At 62.5% G+C, this 17,594-nt stretch carries 20 protein-coding genes; 18 read left to right on the forward strand and 2 right to left on the reverse strand.

From position 1 onward, the window contains the following. Positions 1-154: 154 nt before the first annotated feature. The 9 genes from GRI68_RS05185 (at position 155) to GRI68_RS05225 (ending at position 6,575) form a co-directional block, all read left to right on the forward strand. Positions 155-604, forward strand: coding sequence for a hypothetical protein (locus tag GRI68_RS05185; RefSeq protein ID WP_160616251.1), 450 nt, complete (start codon positions 155-157; stop codon positions 602-604). Continuing rightward, a complete protein-coding gene (locus tag GRI68_RS05190) occupies positions 601-798 on the forward strand; it encodes a helix-turn-helix transcriptional regulator (RefSeq protein ID WP_160616252.1) in 198 nt (65 codons plus the stop codon). Before GRI68_RS05185 ends, GRI68_RS05190 begins: the two co-directional genes overlap by 4 nt. A 10-nt stretch (positions 799-808) precedes the next feature. Further along, a complete protein-coding gene (locus tag GRI68_RS05195) occupies positions 809-1,732 on the forward strand; it encodes a TraB/GumN family protein (RefSeq protein ID WP_234028721.1) in 924 nt (307 codons plus the stop codon). An 8-nt stretch (positions 1,733-1,740) separates the two neighbouring features. Further along, a complete protein-coding gene (locus tag GRI68_RS05200; protein WP_160616253.1) occupies positions 1,741-2,622 on the forward strand; it encodes a TraB/GumN family protein in 882 nt (293 codons plus the stop codon). Positions 2,623-2,740: 118 nt separating this feature from the next. Then, positions 2,741-3,442, forward strand: a complete 702-nt coding sequence (locus tag GRI68_RS05205; RefSeq protein WP_160616254.1) for a 50S ribosomal protein L25/general stress protein Ctc — start codon at positions 2,741-2,743, stop codon at positions 3,440-3,442. Positions 3,443-3,534: 92 nt separating this feature from the next. Continuing rightward, positions 3,535-4,104 (forward strand): aminoacyl-tRNA hydrolase, encoded by a 570-nt coding sequence (gene pth / locus GRI68_RS05210; protein ID WP_160616255.1) that lies wholly within the window; start codon positions 3,535-3,537, stop codon positions 4,102-4,104. Further along, the gene (locus GRI68_RS05215) at positions 4,101-4,682 is read left to right on the forward strand and encodes a hypothetical protein (RefSeq protein WP_160616256.1); all 582 of its coding nucleotides are present in this window, start codon (positions 4,101-4,103) and stop codon (positions 4,680-4,682) included. Before pth ends, GRI68_RS05215 begins: the two co-directional genes overlap by 4 nt. Positions 4,683-4,762: 80 nt before the next feature. Then, positions 4,763-5,752, forward strand: coding sequence for an SDR family oxidoreductase (locus GRI68_RS05220; RefSeq protein WP_160616257.1), 990 nt, complete (start codon positions 4,763-4,765; stop codon positions 5,750-5,752). Positions 5,753-5,882: 130 nt separating this feature from the next. Next, positions 5,883-6,575, forward strand: a complete 693-nt coding sequence (locus GRI68_RS05225; protein WP_160616258.1) for a cistern family PEP-CTERM protein — start codon at positions 5,883-5,885, stop codon at positions 6,573-6,575. A 70-nt stretch (positions 6,576-6,645) separates the two neighbouring features. Here GRI68_RS05225 and GRI68_RS05230 read toward each other — a convergent pair whose 3' ends face one another. Next, positions 6,646-8,172, reverse strand: coding sequence for a tetratricopeptide repeat protein (locus GRI68_RS05230; RefSeq protein WP_160616259.1), 1,527 nt, complete (start codon positions 8,170-8,172; stop codon positions 6,646-6,648). Between the two features lie 204 nt (positions 8,173-8,376). On the opposite strand from GRI68_RS05230, the gene GRI68_RS05235 reads away from it, so the two are divergent. Continuing rightward, positions 8,377-8,667: a PEP-CTERM sorting domain-containing protein gene (locus tag GRI68_RS05235; protein ID WP_160616260.1), complete on the forward strand. Its 291-nt coding sequence runs from the start codon at positions 8,377-8,379 to the stop codon at positions 8,665-8,667. A gap of 112 nt (positions 8,668-8,779) precedes the next feature. Here GRI68_RS05235 and GRI68_RS05240 read toward each other — a convergent pair whose 3' ends face one another. After that, on the reverse strand, positions 8,780-9,790 hold the full coding sequence (locus GRI68_RS05240) for a tetratricopeptide repeat protein (RefSeq protein WP_160616261.1): 1,011 nt from the start codon (positions 9,788-9,790) through the stop codon (positions 8,780-8,782). A gap of 81 nt (positions 9,791-9,871) precedes the next feature. On the opposite strand from GRI68_RS05240, the gene ychF reads away from it, so the two are divergent. The 8 genes from ychF (at position 9,872) to GRI68_RS13615 (ending at position 17,562) form a co-directional block, all read left to right on the forward strand. Next, entirely contained in the window at positions 9,872-10,972 is a 1,101-nt protein-coding gene (ychF, locus tag GRI68_RS05245; protein WP_160616262.1) for a redox-regulated ATPase YchF, read from the forward strand. 51 nt (positions 10,973-11,023) lie between these two features. Continuing rightward, the gene (locus GRI68_RS05250; protein WP_160616263.1) at positions 11,024-12,583 is read left to right on the forward strand and encodes an alkaline phosphatase D family protein; all 1,560 of its coding nucleotides are present in this window, start codon (positions 11,024-11,026) and stop codon (positions 12,581-12,583) included. Positions 12,584-12,703: 120 nt separating this feature from the next. After that, positions 12,704-13,984 carry an alkaline phosphatase family protein gene (locus GRI68_RS05255; protein ID WP_160616264.1) on the forward strand — a complete coding sequence of 427 codons (1,281 nt, stop codon included), beginning with the start codon at positions 12,704-12,706 and terminating at the stop codon, positions 13,982-13,984. 61 nt (positions 13,985-14,045) lie between these two features. Next, a complete protein-coding gene (locus GRI68_RS05260; RefSeq protein WP_160616265.1) occupies positions 14,046-14,855 on the forward strand; it encodes a DUF1206 domain-containing protein in 810 nt (269 codons plus the stop codon). A gap of 13 nt (positions 14,856-14,868) precedes the next feature. After that, entirely contained in the window at positions 14,869-15,621 is a 753-nt protein-coding gene (locus GRI68_RS05265; protein WP_160616266.1) for a MauE/DoxX family redox-associated membrane protein, read from the forward strand. A gap of 10 nt (positions 15,622-15,631) precedes the next feature. Further along, positions 15,632-16,093, forward strand: coding sequence for a MaoC family dehydratase (locus GRI68_RS05270; RefSeq protein WP_160616267.1), 462 nt, complete (start codon positions 15,632-15,634; stop codon positions 16,091-16,093). A 365-nt stretch (positions 16,094-16,458) separates the two neighbouring features. Further along, the gene (locus tag GRI68_RS05275) at positions 16,459-17,376 is read left to right on the forward strand and encodes a beta-1,6-N-acetylglucosaminyltransferase (protein ID WP_160616268.1); all 918 of its coding nucleotides are present in this window, start codon (positions 16,459-16,461) and stop codon (positions 17,374-17,376) included. A 45-nt stretch (positions 17,377-17,421) separates the two neighbouring features. Then, entirely contained in the window at positions 17,422-17,562 is a 141-nt protein-coding gene (locus GRI68_RS13615; protein WP_199799717.1) for a hypothetical protein, read from the forward strand. The last annotated feature ends 32 nt before the right edge of the window (positions 17,563-17,594 follow it).

Here is a 17,594-nt window from a genome sequence, read left to right on the forward strand (position 1 = left end):
CGCGCGCAATGGCGCAGGGGTGGCAGAGAATCAATCCGCGCGTGAAAAACTACGCCGAATGTCACCAGCTCATGTCATATTGTCAGGTTGTATTGACATAGTCAGCGAATCACGACATATAGTCACGCATACCTGACATGGAGAAATAGATGTGATGTTCGAATTCCAGGCATCTTCGGCGCGCGAGACTTCCGCCGCCCTTTTTACCGCCTGGTTGGGCCTTGGCGCCAACCTGATCCTGCTCGGGTGCTATGCCGTGGAAGCACCTCTCCTGCTCACTGGAGCGGCGTTGATGACGGTGGGCGCATGTCTATTTGTTCTTATCTTCAGCACTCGCCTCGACGAACATTTCAATGCCCTCCGTCATGTAGGCCTGAGATGGGGGATGGCGGTCATTGCCCTATATCTGTCGGCGAGCGCTATCCTCGCGGTGTATCACGGTGGTTATTCGGTCGGCACATTCGCCGCAGGCGTAGGCGCGCCTAGCATTACAGACGATGCATTGAGAGTTCCGGTCGACGGATATCTCGTAATGGTTCTCGCTGCGTTGGCGTTCCACCTCGGCTTTGCCTTTGCTCGCGTGCGCGGCACGGGCGCCGCATGAAGAACCGCCTCCGCGTCCTGCGCGCCGAGCGCGAGTGGAGCCAAGCTGATCTGGCCCGCGAGCTCGACGTATCCCGGCAGGCCATCAACGCCATCGAAACCGGCAAGCACGATCCCTCGCTTGGCCTCGCTTTCAAGATCGCGCGCCTTTTCGAGCTTCCCGTCGAGACAATTTTCGAAGATGACTACAGCTAGGAGAAACACGATGAAAAAACTGCTCAATACCGCCGCTACCGGCCTCGTCATGGCCGCTTCCCTCGCCTTTGCCGGCCCGGCGATCGCGCAGGATGCGGCTGCTGCCGAGCCCCAGGCCGAAGCGGCAGCCCAGAAGGCGACCCCCGCCTTGTGGCGAGTGTCCGACGACGACACCACGATCTATCTGTTCGGTACGGTCCACCTGCTGCCCGAAGGCATCGACTGGGAAAGCGGTGTGATCGGAGACGCGATGGGCGCATCCGACGAACTCGTAACCGAACTGGGCGAGATCGACGAAGCCGCGCTCGGCGCGACGATGGGCCAGCGGGGCGTCTTTACCGACGGCACCACGCTGCGCAGCCTGCTCGATGACGATCAGCGTGCGCGTTACGAGGCGGTGGTCACCGGCCTCGGCGCCCCGGTCGAAGCCTTCGACCAGGTCGAACCGTGGATGGTGGCCGTCACCCTGTCGATGCTGCCGCTGATGAAGGAGGGCTGGAACCCCGAAGAAGGGGGCGAAGCCAAGATCGATGCGATTTTCGACGCGCGCGAGATCGACGCGGAAGGTCTCGAAACCGTCGAAGAGCAGATCGATTTCTTCGACACCCTGCCGCAGGACGTACAGGTCGAATACCTGATGTCGATCATCGACGATTTCGACGAAGTGGGCACAGTGATGACCGACATCCTCGGCGAATGGCGCGAGGGCGATGTCGACGCGATTGCGGCCCTGATCAAGCAGAGCTTCGGTGACCCGGTGCTTTACAAGCGCCTCCTGATCGACCGGAACGAGCGTTGGTCTGTCTGGATCGACGATCGCATGGATGAGCCCGGTACCGTTTTCATCGCGGTGGGCGCAGGCCATCTCGCCGGACAGGACAGCGTGCAGGACTTCCTCCAAAAGCGTGGGATTTCCGTAACGCGCGTGCAATAAGGGAAGGCGTGATACGCGCTCTCCTCTCGATACTTCTGCTGCTCGGGATCGCTGCCTGCGATTCCGGGCAGCAAGCGCGCCAGGCCGAAGGGCACCAGGCGGTGACACCGGCTTTATGGGAAGTTCGCGGCCCGGATGGCGAGCGCGGCTATCTGTTCGCGACGATCCACCAATTATGGGAGCCGGTGAAATGGCGCACCGCCGCCGTGGACGAGGCGCTGCGCGCATCCAAGCTGATGGTCGTGGAGGCCAGCGAGATCACCGAGCGCGGCGCGGTCGCAGCAATCTTCACCGAGCTGGCGCATTCGGGCCCCGAGCCGGCCCTCTCCCTGCGTGTGCCGCCCGAGCGGCGCGATGCCCTGCTGGGGAAGCTTGCGACCGCTGGCCTGACGGAAGAACAGTTCGCCGCGACGGAGACGTGGGCAGTGGCGCTGACCCTCGCGCAAGCCATGTCCGACACGGGCAGTTCCGAGAACGGCATAGACAGGGCGCTGCTGGCACAGACCGACTTGCCTGTTCGCGATCTGGAAGGCGCACGGACCCAATTGCTCATCTTCGATACGCTTCCCGAACGCGAGCAGCGCGACATGCTCGCACTTGTCGTGGCGCACGAGGATGAAGAGATGGACGATCGCCGTCTCGCGACGGCGTGGGCGCGGGGCGATATGGATGCCATCGCAGCCGAATCCCGCACCGGCCTGCTCGCCGACCCCGAATTGCGCGACGCGCTACTGGTTCGCCGCAATGCCGCGTGGGTGCGCAAGGTCGAAGAAATGATGCGCGCCGGCAAGCGCCCCTTCGTCGCCGTGGGTGCGGCGCATCTGGCGGGCGAGGACGGCCTTCCCGCCCTGCTCGCCGCGCGTGGCTGGACGGTTCGCCGCGTTCAGTAGGGTAAACGCTTGCTTTTTGCGCCCCGCACGCTAGGAGCGCGCCCTTCCGGAGCCATGGTCATCCCTGGAGGCGTGGCGAGACCGGATAACACACATATGCATTTCGAAAGGCATTGATATGAGCGACGCTCTGACCCTGCCGGCCGAGACGCGCGAACGGGCTGGCAAGGGAGCCTCCCGTGCACTGCGTCGCGAAGGCCGTGTCCCCGCCGTGATCTATGGCGGCAAGGAAGAACCCACCCCGATCCACGTCGAGGCCAAGGAACTGGTCCGCCTGCTGGATACCGGGCACTTGATGAACTCGATCGTCACGATCGAACTCGGCGGCAAGAAGCTGAAGACGCTCCCCAAGGACGTTGCGCTCGACCCCGTTTCCGATCGTCCGGTCCACGCCGATTTCTATCGCCTCGCCAAGGGTGCGAAGGTCGAAGTCGAAGTGCCGGTCGTGTTCGTCAACGAAGCCGGTTCGCCGGGTCTCAAGAAGGGCGGCGTTCTGAACGTGGTCCGTCACGAGCTCGAACTCATCTGCGACATGGACGCGATCCCGAGCGAGATCGAAATCGACGTCGAAGGCAAGGAAGTCGGCGACTCGATCCACATCAGCGAAGTGAAGCTGCCCGAGGGTAGCGAAAGCGCGATCACCGATCGCGACTTCACCATCGCCACGCTGGTCGCTCCGTCCGCGCTCAAGAAATCCGAAGGCGCCGAAGGCGACGAGGAAGACCAGACGGGCGAAGGCATGGAGCCGGGCGAAACCGCCGCGACCGAACAGGGTCCGGACGACGACGCCGCTCAGGAACAGGAAGACAAGAGCGAATAAGCTCGGCTTTCTGCAAGCAATCACCAAGGCGCCGGGTTCCCTCGTGGAGCCCGGCGTTTTGCTTTTGCGCGAGTGCAGATTAGGGAGGCTGAATGCAAATCTGGACAGGCCTTGGAAATCCCGGACCGCAATATGCGATGCACCGGCACAATGTCGGCTTCATGGCGATGGATGCGATTGCCGAAATCCATGGCTTCGGACCGGTGCAGAAGAAATTCTCCGGCTGGGTCCAGGAAGGCCGCGTTGGGCGCGAGAAGGTTTTGCTGCTGAAGCCCGCGACGTTCATGAACGAAAGCGGCCGCAGCGTCGGCGAGGCAATCCGCTTCTACAAGCTGGGCCCCGAGGCCCTCACCGTGTTCCACGACGAGCTCGACCTCGCCCCGTTTAAGGTCAAGGTGAAGCAGGGCGGCGGCCATGCCGGGCACAACGGGCTGCGCTCGATCGCCAACCACCTCGGCCCCGATTTCCGCCGCGTGCGGCTCGGGATCGGACATCCCGGCCACAAGGATCGCGTCCACGGCCATGTGCTGGGCAATTACGCCAAGCCCGAGATCGACGGACTGTCCGACATGCTCGCGTCCATCGGCGCAGAGGCCGGTTGGCTGGCCGATGGCGATGACGTGCGCTTCATGAACGACGTTGCATTGCGGATGCAGGGATGACCGAATTCGATTACGTCTGCCTGTTCCTCGCCATCCCGGTGGGCCTCGCGCTGACCGAACTAGCGCAGGGGATATCCTTGGCCTTGCGCCGTCGGGATCAGATTTCGCTTGGTCGCCTCACCCCGCTCTTGCTGCTCTTCGTGCTGTTTCTCAGCGCGCTGATGATCGAAACTTTCTGGCAATTGCGCGAGCAGGTCGTGGTCAATGCCGGGCTCATTTTCGCCGGGCTCGTCTTCACGATCGTGTTCTACGTCGCGGCTTCATTCGTGTTTCCCGAGCGCGCGGACGATCGCGTGTCGCTCGATGAATGGTTCATGCAGAGCCGCCGCTTCTCGCTCGGCGGCACGAGCGCGCTGGTGCTGATCGCATTCTTCACCTTCCTCCATTTCGACGTGCTGGAGACCGGCCGCGACGGTTGGATCGAGGTGATCGTCCTGCTGGCCTTCCTGGCGGTAGCGGCTTGGCCGATCGCCCGCGCCCTGCGCGCGCCGACCATCGCAAAGGCCCTGCGCGCGATGATCCTGCTCGATATCCTCTATGGCGCGCTGGTCATCACGATCATCGTGACGATGTCCTAAGCGGCGCTCCTTTGCCGCATCCACGCGGCTCTTCGCATTTTGGCCCCGGCGCGCTAGGCTCCCGAAGAGAGGAGACCGTCATGCCCCCCATCACCCGCCGCTCGTTGCTCGCCGGCACTGCCGCCGGAGCCGCCCTCGCCACTTCGGTGCCGCTTGCCGCCAAGCTGGCGCAGGCCGAGCCGGACCTTTCGGGCAAGTCGATCCTGATCACCGGCTGCTCGTCGGGGTTCGGCTATGCCGGAGCGCTGTATTACGCGAGGGCCGGGGCGAAGGTCTTTGCGACGATGCGCAACACCCCGCGGCCCGAAGCCGAGGAACTGATGGCGATTGCCGAAAACGAGGGGCTCGACCTCGCGGTGCTGCGGCTCGATGTGCTGTACGATTACGAAATCGAGGATGCGGTCCGCCAAGCCGAACGGGATTCCGGCGGCGCGCTCGACGTGCTCGTCAACAATGCCGGGATCGGGATCACCGGGCCGGTCGAGGTGCAGGACATGGAGGCGATGCAACTCGCCTTCGATACCAATGTGTTCGGCTATCACCGCATGGCGCGAGCGGTGCTTCCGGCGATGCGAGCAAGGGGAAGCGGACAGATATTCAACATCTCCTCGCAACTCGGCCGCGTGATCGCGCCGGGTGCGGGCCATTACTCCGCGACCAAGTTCGCGGTCGAGGCGATGAGCGAGCAGCTCGCCTACGAGCTCGTGCCGCACGGGATCGAGGTCACCATCATCGAGCCCGGCGGTTATCCGACCGAGATCTGGAAGAACCGCAATCGCTACAACAACGCCCTGAAAGCCCGCATTTCCCCCGAGCATGCCGAGGGCTATCCCGCCATGATTGCCCGGATGGGAACCGAGACCGGTGATGGACGCGACACCGATGTCGACGATATCCCGCGCGCGATCGCAGAGATCATCGCCATGCCGCCAGGCACCCGCCCCCTCCGCCGCGCGGTGCATCCGCGCTTCATCCCGCAGACCGCGATCAACGAGGTCAGCCGCAAAACGCAGCTCGACTGGCTGGGCGAAAGCGCCGCCGGCCCGTGGATCAGGGCGGTGTACGACTAAACGTCGGAAATTATTACAAATGGCGCGTTAACCAACGCGTATCCGACACGGAACTGGCGGAAGTGCGGGATTGGCATGGTTTGTGCTAATGTCCGGGCAATAAAGCTTTTTTCTGTTTCAGGGTCTCTCGATGTTTCGCAAACTGTTTGCCGCCACGCTTGCCATGATTGCCATGGCGACGACCACCCCGGCATTGGCCGATCCCATCACTCTGGGTGAGGACGATATCGGCACGACATTCTCGTTCGATTTCGATGGCTACACCGATGGCGACGACACGATCGAGGGGCTTACCTCGCAAATCAGCTTCACGCTGCTCGGCATCTCGGACGACGGGCAGACCTACAATTTCGGCTACGACGCGGAAAACACGTCGACCACGTCGACCGGCACGCTGACGGGTTTCGCCTTCGACGTCGATCCGGACATCACCGGTGTCGACGCCAGCGGCACGTTCGATTTCGCGCAGCTGGACGGACGCTATCCGAACCAGATCGGCCAGGTCGATGTCTGCTTCAAGGCCAAGAAGGGCGGCTCTTGCGCCGGCGCCGGTTCGGGCAAGGACGGCCTGCAGAACGGTCAGTCCGGCACCGGCGCCTTTGCACTCTACTTCGCTAACCCTAATCCCGCGATCACCCTGTCGGACTTCTTCGTCCGCTATCAGGGCGTGAACGGAGATGGTTCGGCGTCGGGCAAGGTCACCACGTCCAGCAGCAGCACCGGCGGCACCCAGGTGCCCGAACCGGGCATGCTCGGCCTGTTCGGGCTCGCATTGTGCGGCATCGGCGTGATGCGCCGCCGTCGGCGGGCCATCGCCGCCTAGGTCCACCATTCGTTCGACAAGAACCGGGCGCCCTCTCCAGATGGAAGGGGCGCCTTTTTCGTAGGGTCGCTTAGCGCGCTTTTGCCTGGCGCAAATGGTCGGCAATGGCGCGATTGCGCGGGGCTAGCTTGGCTGCCTTTTCCAATAGCCGGATCGCCTCGTCACGGTCACCCCCTGTCTCAATCAGCAACCAGCCCACCGTATCGAGCACCGACGGGTTCTCGGGCGCCATGGCAAGAGCGCGCCGCGCGTATTGGAGGCCCCGCTTCGGGTTGCCCGACTGGCCCAGGGCAAAGGCGAAATTGTTGAGAACCAGCACGTTCTCCTCGCCCGTTGCGGCGATGATCCGTTCGTAAGCCGAGATCGCCTCGCGCCAGTTGCCCGCTTTCATCGCAGCGTCGGCGGTCGCGACTTCTGCCGCGAGGCTTGCCGGCGAGGGAACGCGCGCGCGATCGCGATACGCTTTTGCCTTGGCCGATCCGGTCTCTTGCGCAGCGCGAGCGGCCAGTGCGAGATCGGCTTGCGAGGCTTCGGCGCGATCGGCAAGCGGCCCGATCGTCGCCAGCGCCGATCCTGCATCGCCGCTGCCGAGTTTCGCGCGCGCCATCAGTCGGCGGGCATAGGCGTTGCGCGGCTGCCGTCGCAGAACCGGTTGCAAGGTCGCCCTGGCCAATTCATAACGCTCCAGCTCGACCAGCGCTTCGCCGTAGAGGATCTGCGCGTCGTCGCGGTCGGCGAGTGCTCGCTCGTTCGACTGGATGATGTCGCGGGCCTTCGCCCAATCGCCGCGCGCTCCCGCCAAACGGGCGCGCAGATACACGATGTCCGAACTATTGGACATTCGCCCGGCCGCATCCCCGATCAGCGCCTCTGCCTCGTCGAAAGAGCCGAGATCGCCCAGCACGCCTGCCTTGCCTATGAGCGCGGTCGGATTGTCCGGATACCGCTTGAGCGCCGAATCATACGCCGTAAGCGCGACCCCGAGATCCCCCTCGGCGATTGCCACCCGACCCTGCGCGAGTTGCGCATCGAGCCCATCGGGTTCGACCTCGAGCGCCCGGTCGACCAACTCCCGCGCCCGAGCCAACGCACCGTTGCCGAGCGCGAAGATGGCATAGTCGGCCAACAGGCGCGACGTGGCATCGTCGCGCGCGGCACCCTCTCCGAACGCCTTGCCGGCCTCGGCAAGTTCACCTTTGCCCACACGCGCAACCGCGCGGATTCGCCATGCTTCCGCGCTTTTCTCGGGTGCGACATGTTCGATCGCTTCATCGAATTGCCGCCGAAGCAATGCGGCCTCGCCGAACAACAGCGGCGCATCGCCGGGCAGCCCATCGGCGGCCTCGAGTCGTTCGAGACTTGCATGCGCCCCCTCGCCGTCGCCAAGCGCCAGCTGCGTCCGTGCCAGCATGTCGAGCATGGCGACATCGCCCGGCCGGTCCTTGAGCCCTGAGACCAGATCGAGCCGTGCCTCGTCGTAGCGATGGTTCTCGAAGGCATCCTGCGCGCGCGCGAAACGGTCGGCCGGATCGGCCGAGCAAGCGACCAGCGCCAGAGCGGCAAGGGCCGGAACGAGATGAGTCGAACGAATTTTCATGCTTTGCGCATACTTCGATGATCGAAATATTTGGTTATTGTCAAACCGTGCCGTTTCGGGACATCGGCTTGTCGGGAAAAATGACAAACGCGCCGTTAACCAAGCCAACTTAACCATCGGAACCCGCAGAAACCCTCGTTTGGCACACGGCTTGCGTAGGACCTGGGTAAGTTTAACCGAACCGCTTTGATAGGGGGATACACAATGAAGAAGACTGCGATCGCCGTCAGCTTCGCCGTCGTCGCTTCGACGGTCGCGGCCTCTCCGGCCCACGCGACCTGGTGGGGTGACTGGGGTGGAAGCCATAACCATAGCAAATGGTGCGGGCACACGCCGCCTCCGCCTCCGCCCCCTCCGCCGCCGCCCCCGCCGCCGCCGCCTCCCCCGCCGCCGACTTCGGTGCCGGAACCGAGCATGCTCGGCCTCTTCGGGCTGGCCGCGATCGGTGCAGGCGCCGCGCACACGCGCCGCCGTCGCCGCAAGGACGACGAATAAGCTGCGATCCCACTAGGGATTATGACCGGGGCCGGGTTCTCATGAGAGAGCCCGGCCCCGGTTGCGTTCAAGTCTGGGAATACGCTGTCGGCAATGGCGTGATGTCGATCGCTCAGCCCAGCTGGTTTTCCAGCTGGGCGAGCATCGCTTCGGCGTCCTGATTGCCGGGGAATCGCCGTACCAGACGCTGCAGACGGTTAAAGGCGAGCTCGGTCTGGCCGAGTTTGTCCAGCGCGGTGATATAAAGGAAATTGTCGGACGGCAGGTTATCGAGATCGCTCTCGATCGGCTGCAGCAGGCTGCGCACCTCTTCCCAATTCTCGCGATCTCCGGCGAGCCGCGCCCGCATGACCGTAAATTCCATGCTCCCGCCGACGCGGGGCTTCGCATCGTCGAGCAAGGCGGCAAGTTCTTCATTCCGGCCGCTCAGGCCATAGGCGCGCGCGAGGCCGTAAAGCAGTTCCAGATCGCGCGGATAGCGATCGACGCCCTCTTTCAGCTCGGCAATCGCGTCGTCGAAGCGGTCTTGCGCCACGGCGACATTGCCAACCGCGAGATACGTTCGCGACGCGTCGGGCGCGGATTTCTTGGCCATGGCGGCATAGCGCGCGGCGTCCCCGATCTCTTCGTCGCCCAAGCGAAACAGTGCGTAATCGGCATAGAGCCCGCCCTTCTCGCCCGGCCGATCGAGCCCGGCCCGCATCGTATCACGCGCCTCGTCATAATCGCCTTCGGCGATCTGGATCTGCGCCCGGAGGTGATAGGCTTTCGCGCTTTCCTCTCCCTGGATCGCTTCCAATGCGAGTTCCGGTTGCCCGCGGTCGAGCTGCGCTTGTGCCATCAGAAACGGGTAGTCCTCCGGCACGTCTTCGAGCTTTGCGAGGTTGTCCAACTGCCTTTTTGCCCGATCGCCATCGCCGAGCTCGAGATACGTCCGCGCCAGCAGTTCGACCACGACGGGGTTTTTACGGTCCTGCTTGAGCGCGGCGACGAGATTCGTGCGCGCCTGGTCGAAATTACCGGCATCGTACGCGGCCTGGCCTGCGCTCAGATCCTCTCCGGCATCGCTTCCGCACGACGCGAGCGCCAGCGCACTCGCCGCAATCAAAATCCGAACCTTCATCTCGTCCCCCGTCTGGCAATTCCAAGCTGTGCCGTCTAAGCGGCTGCGCAACCACTATCGCCCAAATATTAGGAAATTCCCATGGGTTTCAAATGCGGCATCGTCGGACTGCCAAACGTCGGCAAATCGACCCTGTTCAACGCGCTTACCGAAACGCAGGCCGCGCAGGCCGCGAACTATCCTTTCTGCACGATCGAGCCCAATGTCGGACAGGTTTCGGTGCCCGACGATCGACTCGATAAAATCGCCGCGATCGGCGGCTCGGCCAAGATCATCCCGACCCAGCTCGCCTTCGTCGATATCGCTGGGCTGGTGAAAGGCGCGAGCAAGGGCGAAGGCCTCGGCAACCAGTTCCTCGCCAATATTCGCGAGGTCGACGCGATCGTCCATGTGCTGCGCTGCTTCGAGGATGACGACATCCAGCACGTCTCGAACAAGGTCGATCCGCTGGCCGATGCCGAAGTCGTGGAAACCGAATTGCTGCTGGCCGATCTCGAAAGCCTCGAAAAGCGGGTCGAGAACGCCAAGCGTCGGGCGACCGGTGGCGACAAGGAAGCCAAGGCTCTCGTCAGCGTGCTAGGCCAGGCGCTCGAACTGCTGAAGGACGGCAAGCCCGCCCGCCTCGTCGAACCGGGCGATGACGAGGAAGCGCGCCTGTTGGAACAGGCCCAGCTGCTCACCGCCAAGCCGGTGCTTTATGTCTGCAATGTCGCCGAAGAAGACGCTGCCAAGGGTAACGAGCTGTCCGACAAGGTGTTCGCCAAGGCCGAGGCCGAAGGGGCGCAAGCGGTGATCGTTTCCGCTGCGATCGAGGCCGAACTGGTCGCCATGGAAGGCGAGGAACGCGCCGAGTATCTGTCCGAGCTCGGACTCACCGAAAGCGGCCTCAACCGCATCATCGCCGCGGGCTATCGCCTGCTCGGCCTGCAGACCTTCTTCACCGTCGGTCCCAAGGAAGCGCGCGCCTGGACTTTTCCCGCCGGAGCAAAGGCTCCGCAGGCTGCGGGCGAGATCCACACCGATTTCGAACGCGGCTTCATCCGCGCCGAGACCATTGCCTTCGACGACTACGTCGAACTCGGTGGCGAAAGTGCCGCGCGCGACGCGGGCAAATTGCGCCAGGAAGGCAAGGAGTATCCCGTGCAGGACGGCGACATCATGCTGTTCAAGTTCAACGTCTGAAGATCATCCAAGCCAGCGTCCCGCGCTGCCAAGAATGAGGTTTCGCAGATCATGATTACCCGCCGCAAGCTGATCCAGTCAGCCGCCGCCGGACTTGCCGTCAGCACGATCGGTGCGCCGCATATCCTGCAGGCGCAAAGCTGGTTCCGCGAATATCCGTTCAAGCTCGGTGTCGCAGCGGGTGATCCGAGCAGTGACGGCTTCGTGATCTGGACGCGGATCGCGCCCGAGCCTTTCGAGCAGCACGCAGGCGCTCCGAGTTCGGCACTGCCGGTGCAATGGGAAGTCGCCGAAGACGACCGGTTCCGCAATGTCGTGGCCAAAGGAGAAGCGCTCGCGCGGCCCGAGCTGGGCCACAGCGTCCACGTCGAACTCGCGGGACTGAAGAGCGACCGGCCCTATTGGTATCGCTTCGTGGTCGGCAGTGACCGGTCGCTGACCGGGCGCGCGCGCACGCTTCCCGCGGCCGGCGCTTCTGTCGACCGGCTACGCTTCGGTGTGTGCGGGTGCCAGCACTACGAAAGCGGCTATTACACCGCCTATCGCGAACTGGCGCAGGACGATGATCTCGCCTTCGTCTACCACTATGGCGATTTCATCTACGAATACGCCTATGACTACAATTACGGGCCGAAGCGGCTGCCCGTGCCCAAGGTTCGCGAGCATCGCCTGAGAGAGCTCTATTCGGTCGACGATTATCGCGAGCACTATGCCCAATACCTGCTCGATCTCGATCTGCAGGCCGCCCGTTCGGCGCATGCCGTCGTGCCGACCTTCGACGATCACGAAGTGCAGAACAACTGGGTGCAGGATTTCTCGCAGGATCCCTCCGTACCGCCCGAAATCTTCGCGCTGCGCCGTCAGGCGGCGATGCAGGCCTGGTACGAGAACATGCCGGTGCGCCGCTCGATGATCCCGAATGGTCCGCTGATCCTTGCCAACCGCCAGCTGACCTTCGGCAGTCTCGCCGCCATCAATGTCCTCGACACGCGCAGCTTCCGCAGCAACCAGCCCTGCGACGACCGCTGGGGCGTCACGCCTTGCGAGGGCGTCTACGACAAGGATGCGCAAGTTCTTGGCCAGGCGCAGGAGCGCTGGCTCGACGATAATTTGATGCGCAGCGACACCCGCTGGAACGGGATCGCACAACAGGTCATGATGATGCCGCTCAACCGGCGCACCTATGACGACCAGCCCGAGCGGGCCTACAACCTCGATAGCTGGGCTGGCTATGACGTCCCACGCAAGCGGTTGATGAAGCGGCTCGAGAATGTCCCGAACGCCGTGGTGCTGACCGGGGACGAGCACCAGAACTACGCGGGCCTCCTGCTTTCTGGTGACACGCCAGTGGCAGCCGAATGTGTCGTTACGTCGATCACCAGCGGTGGTGACGGACAGGACCAGCGGCCCGGAAGCGATCGCATCCTGGCCAACAATCCCCAGCTGCAATTCATCAACGACCAGCGCGGCTACGGGGTCTGCGACGTTACTGCCGAAGCCTGGCGCACCGATTTCATGGTGCTCGACAAGGTCTCCACCCCGGGCGGCACCTTGTCGAAACGTGCCAGCGCGGTCGTGGAAGCTGGCCCGGCAAATCTGACGATTGCCTGATCGCGAATTGCCGCTTCTGGCAGGCGCGCGATATCATCGCGGTGTCATGAAACGCTGGCAGAGCGTGCCTCCGCCACCTTCCTGAATGCCTGCCCCCGGCCTGAATCGAGAGTTCCTACGATGCGCTATTTCGCCGCTGCCCTCGCCCTTCTCGCGGCTCCTCTGCTGCAGGCCTGCGCACCTGCATTGAATGCGGAACCCGCATCCGCCTCGCAGTCGGCACCAGCCGAACAGCGCGCACCGGTCACGATCCTCATTTCGATCGACGGGTTCCATCCATCCTATCTCGATCGCGGGATCACGCCGACCATATCGGGCCTCGCGCAAACCGGCGTGCGCACGGCAATGCGCCCGTCCTTTCCCAGCAAGACCTTCCCCAACCACTGGACGCTGGTGACCGGTCTTGTGCCTGACCATCACGGCATCACCGCCAACAGGATGGAAGACAAGGCCCGCCCGGACGAGGTCTTCACCATGGCGACGCTCGATCCCTTTTGGTGGAGCGCGGCCAAGCCGGTGTGGGTCGAAGCGGAGGAAGCGGGTATCCGCAGCGCTGCAATGTTCTGGCCCGGATCGGCCGTGCCATGGGGCGGCACCGCCCAGCCTTTCGGCGCCGTCACCGATGGCGTACTGCCGAGTGATTGGCAGCAATTCTCGATGCAGGTCTCGAACACCCAGCGCGTCAACGCCGTGCTCGACTGGCTGCGGCGACCGGCGGAGATCCGGCCCGAATTCGTCACGCTTTACTTCGACACCGTCGATACCGCCGGCCACAAGGGTGGCCCCGATAGCGAAGAGCTCAACGCAGCCGTGCGCGATGTCGACGCGCATATCTCCATGTTGGTCGAAGGCCTGCAAATCCTCGGCCAGCCTGCCAACATCGTCATCGTCTCCGACCATGGCATGGCCGCGACCAGTTCGCACCGCGTGGTTGTGCTCGACGATATCGTCGATGCGTCGCTCTATCGCCTGATCGATGCCGGAGCCTTCGCGACCTTCGAACCGCTGCCGGGTCAGGAAAACGCGTTCCGCGCCGCGATCCTCGCCGATCACGACCATATGACCTGCTGGCCGAAAGATGCGATCCCCGCCCGATACAAGTACGGAACCAACGATCGCATCCCGCCCTATTTCTGCCTTGCCGAAACAGGCTGGTCGATAACCCCCAAGGCATCCGAAGCGCGCTGGAGCGGCGGCAATCACGGCTACGACAATTTCGCGACCGAAATGCAGGCGGTCTTCGTCGCCAGCGGACCCGCCTTTCGCGAAGGCGTGACCTTGCCGGTGGTCGACAACACGGCGCTCGCTCCGCTAGTGCGCAAGCTGATAGGCCTGCCGCGTAGTCCGCAGGGCGACGGCCCGTACGACGCGCTCTTCCCAGCCATCAAACAAGCAGACTGAGCTTTCGTGCGGAACGCTTCCCCCTTCCCTGCCGTTAGGCTTGCAAAACAAGGGGAAGACAATGGTCGATAAATCGGAAAAATTCAGCTGGCTCGTACGTCTCGGTTATGCCGCGCGCGGTGTCACCTACATGCTGCTGGGCTATCTCGCCTTGTCCACGGGAAGCGGTGGCCAGGCGAGCGAAGGCTCGACCGGTGTGTTCGACATGCTCGAAGGGGTGCCGTTCGGTGAACCGCTCCTCTACGTGATCGCGCTGGGCATGCTCGCCTACGCGATCTACAAATTCCTTTCCGGCATCGCGAACATCTATAATCGCGACGACGACACCAAGGGCGTGCTCAAGAGGGTCGGAGACGTCGCATCGGGCGTGGCCCACAGCTTCCTTGCCTATGCCGCATTCCAGTACGCAGCCGCAGGCCAGCGATCGGGTGGCGGTGGCGGGACGCAGGAGCGTGCCAGCACCGTTCTCTCCTACGATCTGGGCGGAATCGTGCTCGGCCTCATCGGCCTCGGTTTCCTCGTTGGCGGCATCATGCAGGCCAAGAAGGCGTGGGACCTCGGCTTCATGAAGCGTATCAGCGGCCGTGCTCCGGGCTGGGTCTGCCATATCGGCCGTGCCGGCCATGCCGCACGCGCCGTCGTGTTCGCGTTGATCGGGTGGTCGCTGGTGCAGGCCGCGTGGTTCTCGTCGTCGGATCAGGTCAAGGGCCTCGGCGATGCGATCGTGAGCCTCAGCGATGATGGCATTCTCTATTCGCTGGTGGCGATCGGACTATTCTTCTTCGGGCTCTTCAGCCTGGTCACATCGCGCTATCGCGTGATCCCGCATCTGACTTCGGGCGACATGAAGCCCGACGTGCCGGGTCAGTAATCGGCCGCGCTCGATGACGGAGCCAAAAAATGCGGTCCTCTATCGCATGGTGATGGACAAGCATGTCTGTCCCTATGGCACCAAGTCCAAATGGCTGCTCGAAAGCGAGGGCTATGCGGTCGAGGACCATCACCTCACCACGCGTGAGGAAACCGACGCCTTCAAGGCCCAGCACGACGTACCCACCACCCCGCAAACCTTCATCGCTGGAAAGCGGATCGGCGGATACGACGCGTTGCGGGCGTTCTTCGACCGCAAGGTGAAGGACGATGGCGAGACCAGCTACCAGCCCGTGCTCGCAGTATTCGCGGTCGCGCTGGGGCTGGCGGTCTCGCTAGCGATCTGGAGCTTCGGCACGCCGCTGGTGTTGCGCACGGCGGAATGGTTCATCGCCTTCTCGATGGCGATGCTGGCCATGCTCAAACTGCAGGATGTCGAGCAGTTCTCGACCATGTTCGTCGGCTACGACCAGCTTGGCCGCCGCTTCGTGCCCTATGCCTATGCCTATCCGTTCCTCGAGGCGACGACAGCGATCCTGATGGCCGGGCATCTGCTGCCCTGGCTCTCGATCCCGATCGCATTGTTCATCGGCACGGTCGGTGCGGGCAGCGTGTTCTACGCGGTCTACGTGCAGAAGCGCGAGATCAAATGCGCCTGCGTCGGCGGCGGCAGCAACGTGCCGCTGGGCTTCGTCTCGCTGAGCGAGAATCTCGCGATGATCGCAATGGGTATCTGGATGCTGGCGCGGTACGGCCTGACCGCCTAAAGCGGCTTCCATGCTCTATTACGAAGATATCGAAGTCGGCAGCCATCGCGCGTTCGGCTCTTACGAAGTGACCGCCGAAGAGGTGAAGGACTTCGCGACCCGCTATGATCCGCAGCCCTTCCACCTTTCCAACGAGGCGGCGGCAAAAACCCATTTCGGGCGCATCTCGGCCAGCGGTTGGCACACCTGCGCGATGATGATGCGGATGCTGGTCGACGATTTGACCGAGCGGCAGGAAGCCGGCCTCGGCTCCCCTGGGATCGACAATCTGCGCTGGATCCGCCCAGTCTACCCCGGCGACACGCTCCGCTGCGAAACCGAAGTGCTCGAAAAGCGCCGGAGCCAGTCCAACCCCACGCTCGGCCTCTACAAAAGCCGGGTCGAGGTGTTCAACCAGGACGACGTGAAGGTCATGCAGATGGTCAGCAACGGTATGGTCGCAGTGCGGGATCCGGACGCGGCGGGCGGCTGAAATCGCTAATGCTGCCCGAACAGCATGTGCCATTATCAAACGCTAGCAGCACTTAAAAAGGCGTAATACCAGACCAATTGCGCAACGGCAGGTATCAGCCGCACGAATGGAATGGTGGACATTCGGATGCCTCGGTATCGGTTTCCGGCGATGCGCAAATGTTGTTCGATAGGCAAAGCCTTGTAACCTACGAATAGCAGCGCCATCTAGTGGTCACGCCACTACGATTCAGTCGTCGCAGTCCTGTCTGGCGGTGTCTCTTCACAATCAGAATTTCATTTGATTGGCTTTCCTGAGACAGGAAACGCAATCGCTGTGTCCGGGGTTTAGACAGCCAGGCACGAGCGATGCGAAGGAGCTGCTCGATGATCGCCTATTTCCTTCTCGTTCACCGCTATCCGGCACAGTTCAAACGCTTGTTCACGGCGATTTATCTTCCGGGCAATCAGTACGTCGTCCATGTCGACAAGAGCTCTGGCGAAGAACTCGAACGCGATATTTCGGCCTTTCTCAAACCCTATCAGGGAGCCGAATTGCTCGAGTCACGAGATGCCCTGTGGGGCGGCTATAGTCTCGTGGAGGCTGAGCTTAGAGGGATGACGCGTCTGCTCGAAATGGACAGCCAGTGGAGCCACTATATCAACCTTTCCGGGCAGGATTTTCCGCTCAAGAGCCAAAATTACATCCGCCAGTTTTTCGCCGCCAATCCCGGCAAGCAGTTCATACGTGCGCTCGATCAGGCAAAAGAGCGTCCCGACACGATGAACCGCATCAGCCACATGTTCATTGAGGAACATGGGAAGATGACAGCGACCGGCGTGGCGCGCCCATACATGCTTGGCGACACGCCATTTATCGGCACGCAATGGAAAGCCGTAACCCGCAGCTTCTGCGAATATGTCTGCCATGATCGGCGAGTAGATCGCTTCAAGGTCTTCTACCGCAACAGCTTTATTGCAGATGAAGCGTTCTTTCAGACCGTGATGATGAACAGCGCTGGCCACGGAATTGTGATGAACGATGATCTGCGAATGATCGATTGGGTGCCCGATGGCGACATCAAGCTGCGTCCGCGCAATTATGAAGAGAGCGATTTCGAAGAATTGCGGTGCAGCACCGATCTCTTTGCGCGCAAATTTGATGCCGAACACGAGACCGAAATCCTCTCGCTGCTCGAAAACCACATCGCATCTCCGGCTGCTGACCAATACCGCGCTCCCGGAAAGACGCCAAGGATGCCCCTGTCATCACCTTTGAGTGATCGCGAATTGATCGACGCCTAAACCTTGATTGCAGCCCCCAATACCACCCGTTGAGAGGAATATCCGATGGCAAAATCGCAGAAGAAATCGAATCGCGAAATTCGCAAGCCGAAGGCTGAAAAGGTGAAAACCAATGCTTCGAAGCCGACGCAGAAAGCAGGGGTCGTTCGCGGCCTAGAGCACATGAGTTCAGGTCGCGAGAAGTAACAGTCTGTGCACTTCAGTGCAGCGAATTGGCG

Origin of the sequence: Alteriqipengyuania halimionae (assembly GCF_009827575.1) — a bacterium.
GTDB classification, from domain to species: Bacteria; Pseudomonadota; Alphaproteobacteria; order Sphingomonadales; family Sphingomonadaceae; genus Alteriqipengyuania_A; species Alteriqipengyuania_A halimionae.

Excerpts from the sequence above, each read along its gene's own strand:
- GRI68_RS05185 (WP_160616251.1), top strand. The coding sequence starts at position 155 with ATGTTCGAATTCCAGGCATCTTCGGCGCGCGAGACTTCCGCCGCCCTT.
- GRI68_RS05190 (WP_160616252.1), top strand. The coding sequence starts at position 601 with ATGAAGAACCGCCTCCGCGTCCTGCGCGCCGAGCGCGAGTGGAGCCAA.
- GRI68_RS05195 (WP_234028721.1), top strand. The coding sequence starts at position 809 with ATGAAAAAACTGCTCAATACCGCCGCTACCGGCCTCGTCATGGCCGCT.
- GRI68_RS05205 (WP_160616254.1), top strand. The coding sequence starts at position 2,741 with ATGAGCGACGCTCTGACCCTGCCGGCCGAGACGCGCGAACGGGCTGGC.
- pth (WP_160616255.1), top strand. The coding sequence starts at position 3,535 with ATGCAAATCTGGACAGGCCTTGGAAATCCCGGACCGCAATATGCGATG.
- GRI68_RS05215 (WP_160616256.1), top strand. The coding sequence starts at position 4,101 with ATGACCGAATTCGATTACGTCTGCCTGTTCCTCGCCATCCCGGTGGGC.
- GRI68_RS05220 (WP_160616257.1), top strand. The coding sequence starts at position 4,763 with ATGCCCCCCATCACCCGCCGCTCGTTGCTCGCCGGCACTGCCGCCGGA.
- GRI68_RS05225 (WP_160616258.1), top strand. The coding sequence starts at position 5,883 with ATGTTTCGCAAACTGTTTGCCGCCACGCTTGCCATGATTGCCATGGCG.
- GRI68_RS05230 (WP_160616259.1), bottom strand. The coding sequence starts at position 8,172 with ATGAAAATTCGTTCGACTCATCTCGTTCCGGCCCTTGCCGCTCTGGCG.
- GRI68_RS05235 (WP_160616260.1), top strand. The coding sequence starts at position 8,377 with ATGAAGAAGACTGCGATCGCCGTCAGCTTCGCCGTCGTCGCTTCGACG.
- GRI68_RS05240 (WP_160616261.1), bottom strand. The coding sequence starts at position 9,790 with ATGAAGGTTCGGATTTTGATTGCGGCGAGTGCGCTGGCGCTCGCGTCG.
- ychF (WP_160616262.1), top strand. The coding sequence starts at position 9,872 with ATGGGTTTCAAATGCGGCATCGTCGGACTGCCAAACGTCGGCAAATCG.
- GRI68_RS05250 (WP_160616263.1), top strand. The coding sequence starts at position 11,024 with ATGATTACCCGCCGCAAGCTGATCCAGTCAGCCGCCGCCGGACTTGCC.
- GRI68_RS05255 (WP_160616264.1), top strand. The coding sequence starts at position 12,704 with ATGCGCTATTTCGCCGCTGCCCTCGCCCTTCTCGCGGCTCCTCTGCTG.
- GRI68_RS05260 (WP_160616265.1), top strand. The coding sequence starts at position 14,046 with ATGGTCGATAAATCGGAAAAATTCAGCTGGCTCGTACGTCTCGGTTAT.
- GRI68_RS05265 (WP_160616266.1), top strand. The coding sequence starts at position 14,869 with ATGACGGAGCCAAAAAATGCGGTCCTCTATCGCATGGTGATGGACAAG.
- GRI68_RS05270 (WP_160616267.1), top strand. The coding sequence starts at position 15,632 with ATGCTCTATTACGAAGATATCGAAGTCGGCAGCCATCGCGCGTTCGGC.
- GRI68_RS05275 (WP_160616268.1), top strand. The coding sequence starts at position 16,459 with ATGATCGCCTATTTCCTTCTCGTTCACCGCTATCCGGCACAGTTCAAA.
- GRI68_RS13615 (WP_199799717.1), top strand. The coding sequence starts at position 17,422 with ATGGCAAAATCGCAGAAGAAATCGAATCGCGAAATTCGCAAGCCGAAG.